Here is a 6,115-nt window from a genome sequence, read left to right on the forward strand (position 1 = left end):
CGATACCAAAATTGCCGTTGAGTTTAATGATATTACAATCAATACCGATTATCAGTTGATAGGCGGTGTTGTAGAGACAAGCTACAATCCAGATTGGAAAAATGTTGTTGATGTAGAAGATTTCACAGGCGAAGGACAAGGCGGACAAATCGAAAAAGAAGTTCCCTTTGAGATTAGCGATATTGTAGTTGATGCAAATGGAGATATTCTAGTCAATGGTAAAAATGGAGAGCAAGTAACTATTCCGGGAGGAAAAGATACTGTAATTACAGATAGCACTGGGAAAATCTACAATGTAGACAAAGACGGAAACGGAACTAATGAACCAACAGCACGTGCAGAAGGCGGAAAATCGACAGCTGAGAATACCGATGGTGTAGACAAAAACGGAAAAATTACCGAATTTACAGCCAAAGGAATTACCATTGCTTTTTCGAACATTGAAGATCCAGACAAGAATAAAGGCAGTAAATATGCTTTTGATGTTATGCCTAAAGGAGTGCCAACAGCTTTAGAAAAACTCTACAAAAAAGTAGGCACGGTAGCTTTGCCCTATAAAGCTGTTGTAAACGGAAATTCTGATATCCTTCAAGCAATAGTAAGCGTTACCGATAGCAATATAAAACTAGACAGTATTGTTTTCAAGACCGAAAACGGTGGTAAAGTTGATGCTGTACGAAACGACAAAACCTTTAGATTAACAGTAAAAGGCAAACTCACCTATGCCGAAGAACAAATACTAGCCACCATAAAACAAGGTGACAAGTGGAAAGTTATAGGCGCTTTTATGCTTGTACATATTTCTCCAAAAGAAGTAAATGTAGCGCTGGTTCCTACTTACGCAATTTCGCAAAGTAAGCTTGACGCAATTATTTCTAATACGCAGGCAATTTATAGTAAAGTTGGGGTGAAAATTAATTTTACTAAGCAGCCTATTTTGGATATTAGCACTGTAGTTTCTGGAAATACAATTCAGACTGAAAAGAATACGCTTACATCAACTTACAGTACAGTTCAGCAAAACATAAATACCTGGTACAAAGGTGACGGAAATAGTTATGTGTTGTTTATAACCGATAAAGCTTCTAGTACTGGTCAGGATGGTTATATGCGTTTGAACGGACAGTTTGGTTATGTATTTAATTCGGCAAATGATAAAACAGCAGCACATGAGTTAGGTCACGGAATCTTTAAATTAGAACATCCTTTTGAGAAGTACAAAACTTCAGAATCTGGCACCGATTTCTTAATGGATTATAGTTCAGGAACGGTCTTAAATCACCTAGATTGGAAGCAAATTAATGATCCTGCATTTAAAATATATTCGTTCCAGAGCCAGGCTAGTGGGGAGCATATTGATAAAGATTTTGTAGTTAAAGAAGATAGTTACTTTTTGACTCCTTCAAATAAATTAATTAAACTATCAAAAGGAACTCAAATAATTTTCACGTGTGATCAACCACAACATTATCAAAACGGAGCATTATTTTCATTTAAAACTCCAGATGGTTTTTATTGGCACGATACCACAAAATTTGCTTTAAATGAGAAAACTTTCAATGGCTATTTCAAAGCAAATTCACAAGGTTGGGTTAGAAGCAATGGACAATTAATTCCTTATTCAGATTCAAATTTTAAATACAATGGAGCAGGAAACTATTCTGTTTATTTTATCAATTTACTTACTATAGATAATAAGAAAAGTGAGTATCGTATTTTAAAACAACAAATACAACTTAGCACTCAACAAATAAGTACAAGTAATAGTTTTGCTGGAGCAATTCAAGATTTAGTGTATAAAGGAAGCGATGGGTTAGTTCAAACTATAACCTCTACAGGATGCGATACCAAACCTGAAGAGGAAAGAGGAGATTTAATAACTTCTATAGAATCTAACGACAAAAAAGCGATACTTAATGTATATAAAAATGCTATAACAGGCAAATATTACGTTGAAGCTGAACTTAAAGGCGAAGGTAATGTAAAAACAAGAAGCCAAAAAGAAGCTTTAGAAAAGCAAATGAGCGACCTCGCTACCCAAAAAATTAACGAATTGGGTGGTTTGAATAAAGATAGAAGCAAACCATTATTTGAAACTACCGATGATGGCGGTGGATTTTATGTAAAAGACATGAACGGTCAGGAATGGCTTGGTACTATTTGTGATTTAGGCTCTAATGTATGGGAAAATGCAGCATTGCCAGAGAATTATTGGAATCAAGATAATGAAGGATTCAAAGATTCAACAATTCACTTGCCACCTACCTTATCTGGTGTTTCAGATGGAGCGATAGAGATCGTTTCAAGTTATCCACAATTAGTAAAATTAGGATATGATGTAGCAACAAAAGAAGAAGTTCGAACAGGCATTTGGGTCGCGGTAAAAAATATTACTCCAAGTTCAGTTTATTCTATGGCAGAAGGTGCTGTTAAGGATAAAATAAGCAAATATAATTTTTCTGACAAACCTTATCTTGGACATCACGAAATAGCAAAAGACGGTGTTGCTATTGTTAGTATGGTAATGGGAGGAAGCTTTATTACTAAGGGTGATGATGCTTTAGAGAAAGGCACAAAAGAAGTTGGGAAAAAAGTAGAAAAAGAAGTAGCTGAAGGTCTGAGAAAAGTGTTTGTTAAGAATTTAGATGAAACACTTAATAAATTAAAGCAAAAAGCAAAATATGTACTTGAAGGTACTGGTGAGTATAGTGTAGTGAAAGGCCATCATCCATTAGCAAAAAAGGCTTTTGAAGATGTAAAAGAATATGATTATAAGAAAGCTTTTAGTGTTAAGCCAAGTCTGTTGGATAAAGTCTCAGGTATTGATAAGATTCATAGTATAATTACGGGACAACAAAATAAATTATATTCTGCTTGGAAAAAAGCTAATCCATTAAAAAAAATGGGGATAGAAGATATGGCCGAAATTGAAATAAAAGCTATGGTGAATGCGGGGGTTTCTGAAGATGTAGCCACTGGTTGGGTAGTAAAAGCATTAGAAGATATTAAATTAAAAGGAATAAAAGAAATAAAAAACATACCTTGGAATGGAGTAAATTAAAAATGAAAAAATGAAAAAAAACAAAGAAATTTTAGATTTATTAGGGAGCAAAATAATAAAGGAATGTTATGACGGCTCTTTGAAGCATTTTGAAAGTATAAAAAATAAAGAAAATCTACCAGAAATTTATAAAGAGAAAAAAGATTTTCTAAATAGTCTTGATAATGATAATTACTTATTATTTCGGAAAGTAATTATGAGTAATGTTGAATTAGTACTATTCGAATTTTTTAATATAATCGAAGAAAATGAAGAATTTAAAATTATTTATGAAGAAGACGGTAAGCAAGTAAACTTAATGGAAATAAGTGAGATGTTAAAATCTGAGCTATTTATTGAAGGAGGATGGATCGAAAGGTTTAGCAAAGAAAAATAATGCTTATTACTAAAAAAACATGAGTTTAAATGAGTTATTATGTTCTCTAAAAAAATAGAATCGTTCTTTGAAATAAAATCTGAGTGATCTTTAGTTTAAAGATTCAACTATTCACTTGCCACCACCCTATCTGGAGTTTCTGATGGAGCGATAGAAATCGTTTCAAGTTATCCACAATTAGTAAAATTAGGATATGATGTAGCAACAAAAGAAGAAGTTAGAACAGGCATTTGGGTCGCGGTAAAAAATATTACTCCAAGTTCAGTTTATTCTATGGCAGAAGGTGCTGTTAAGGATAAAATAAGCAAATATAATTTTTCTGACAAATCTTATCTTGGACATCACGAAATAGCAAAAGACGGTGTTGCTATTGTTAGTATGGTAATGGGAGGAAGCTTTATTACTAAGGGTGATGATGCTTTAGAGAAAGGCACAAAAGAAGTTGGGAAAAAAGTAGAAAAAGAAGTAGCTGAAGGTCTGAGAAAAGTGTTTGTTAAGAATTTAGATGAAACACTTAATAAATTAAAGCAAAAAGCAAAATATGTACTTGAAGGTACTGGTGAGTATAGTGTAGTGAAAGGCCATCATACATTAGCAAAAAAAGCTTTCGATAATGTAAAAGAATATGATTATAAGAAAGCTTTTAGTGTCAAGCCTTCTGCATTAGAAGATGCTTGGAAAACAGTTAATAGTGGTGTTCCTCAAAATATACATGCAAAAATTACAGGACAACAAAGTAGTTTATATACAGCTTGGAAAAAAGCTAACCCATTGAAAAAAATGGATATGGAAATTATGGCAGATATTGAAATTAAAGCAATGAAGAATGTCGGAATACCAGAAGATGTTGCAACAGGTTGGGTTGTTAAATCTCTTGAGGAAATTAAAATTAATGGAGTTACCGAAATAAAAAACATACCTTGGAACGGGGTAAACTAAAATAATATATCATGAAAAATAATCTAGAAATCTTAAATGAATTTGGAAAAATTTTAATTAGCCAAGTATTTGATAATCAATATAGATTTATCAAAAATTCTATTGAAGATTTATCAAAAACAGAAGAATATAAAAATTTATTTGATAACATGTCAGCTATTCAAAAAAATGAAATAGAAAATTACACTAGAGAAATTTTACAAGGTGCCCTATTTAATTTTCTAAATATTTTTGAAGAAAATGACGAATATAAATTAATATATGAAGAAGAAGGCAGGCAAGTAAATTTGTTAGAAATTAGTGAAATGTTAAAATCTGAACCCATTATTGAAAATGGTTGGATCGAAAGGTTTAGCAAAGAAAAATAATGCTCATTACTAAAAAAAAACATGAGTTTAAATGAGTTTTAGTAGATAATGCAGGTAAAAAATGGGCCGAAATTTTAGACAATGAAATTCGCGCAGTGGCTGGTGATGCTGGACAAGGATGGAATAAATTCCTGAATGTTAAACCTCCTTTAATGAAGAATTTTAAATATATAGTTGATGATGGTAAGTACATCTTTGAAACGGATGGTTTAGGTAGGGTAAACAAAGCAGCAATGGAAGATGTCGACTTTTATGCTAGGGCAAGAAAGGATGATTTTCAAGGAGAAGCTAAAAGAGTTAAAGATGGTTTTCCTAAAGATGACGGAGGTCATATTTTCAGAAATGAATGGGGAGGACCAAGTGAACAAATTAATTATTTTTCTCAAAATGCTGTCAAGAACAGACCTGGCGTAGGAGGAGATTGGTTTAATATGGAGCAAGCTATAACAGATTTTAAAAAGGCAAATCCTAACAAGAAGATAAAAGTTGAAATGGAATTTTATTTTGATGGAAATTCAAAAAGACCCAGGGCAATTGATGTAGATATTCATGTTGATGGTAAGTATAGTAATATATTAAGTAAAGAAGGAATAACGAACCCATAAAAAATATAAAAATGGATATTAATTATTTAGTTTCAGAAATAAAGAATTATTATAAAGAATTTGAATATGATAAATTAATTGTTGATTATGTTTTCACATTAGAAGGCAGTTATAACTTTATTATCACTTATAAGAAAAATAACGACTCTGTAGAATCGGAAGTTTCAAATAAACCTATTCGAAATTCTGTTAGAAAGATGGCAGAGAAATTTGAGGAATATAAAAATTCAAGTCAGAGGTTCAATCGTATAAAAATAGAAATTAATTTAGATGGTACATACTCAGAAAAATATTGGTGGGATATGGGAAAAGAAAAGCAAAATCTATTAAATTATGCAGAAGTATTTTACCAATGGGTAAATGATCGAATGATGTCTATGATATTTGAGTTTGAAAAAGATAATAATCTTGTGCCTACTCAGTTTGATGCAGATGGTGATTTAGAATATTTAAGCTCATGGGATAGCGGGGTATTTACTTTTCACATTACTGAACGAAATGAAATAGAATACAATATAGTACTTTCCAAAGATGGTCAGGAGAGAGTTTTGCAAATGCCATTGAAAGATTATTTTATGGAAGGGATTTTAGAACATCACCATATAACTAATACAGAACTTTCAGATGAATGGAAACCTTGGAATACTTTGATCTTAAAGTCTCTTCATTATGACATTCCTTATGATAAGAGAGATGAGTTTGTGAGTTATGTAGAATAAAATTAAGAATAGTTTGTAATTAGGATATGCGTTTATACATAAATATT

5 protein-coding genes and 1 pseudogene are annotated in these 6,115 nt (G+C 31.8%); all 6 read left to right on the forward strand.

Going from position 1 to position 6,115, the window contains the following annotated elements; translation table 11 throughout:
- A pseudogene (locus IUY40_RS18905) lies at positions 1-3,061 on the forward strand (hypothetical protein); the annotation flags it as partial.
- 10 nt (positions 3,062-3,071) lie between these two features.
- The gene (locus IUY40_RS18910) at positions 3,072-3,437 is read left to right on the forward strand and encodes a hypothetical protein (protein WP_195738422.1); all 366 of its coding nucleotides are present in this window, start codon (positions 3,072-3,074) and stop codon (positions 3,435-3,437) included.
- 273 nt (positions 3,438-3,710) lie between these two features.
- Positions 3,711-4,376, forward strand: a complete 666-nt coding sequence (locus IUY40_RS18915) for a hypothetical protein (RefSeq protein ID WP_195738423.1) — start codon at positions 3,711-3,713, stop codon at positions 4,374-4,376.
- An 11-nt stretch (positions 4,377-4,387) separates the two neighbouring features.
- On the forward strand, positions 4,388-4,744 hold the full coding sequence (locus IUY40_RS18920) for a hypothetical protein (RefSeq protein WP_195738424.1): 357 nt from the start codon (positions 4,388-4,390) through the stop codon (positions 4,742-4,744).
- 152 nt (positions 4,745-4,896) lie between these two features.
- Positions 4,897-5,349, forward strand: a complete 453-nt coding sequence (locus IUY40_RS18925; protein WP_195738425.1) for a DNA/RNA non-specific endonuclease — start codon at positions 4,897-4,899, stop codon at positions 5,347-5,349.
- 11 nt (positions 5,350-5,360) lie between these two features.
- On the forward strand, positions 5,361-6,068 hold the full coding sequence (locus tag IUY40_RS18930; RefSeq protein ID WP_195738426.1) for a hypothetical protein: 708 nt from the start codon (positions 5,361-5,363) through the stop codon (positions 6,066-6,068).
- Positions 6,069-6,115 lie beyond the last annotated feature (47 nt).

The organism is Flavobacterium sp. ALJ2, from assembly GCF_015594725.1.
In the GTDB taxonomy this organism is placed as follows: Bacteria; Bacteroidota; Bacteroidia; order Flavobacteriales; family Flavobacteriaceae; genus Flavobacterium.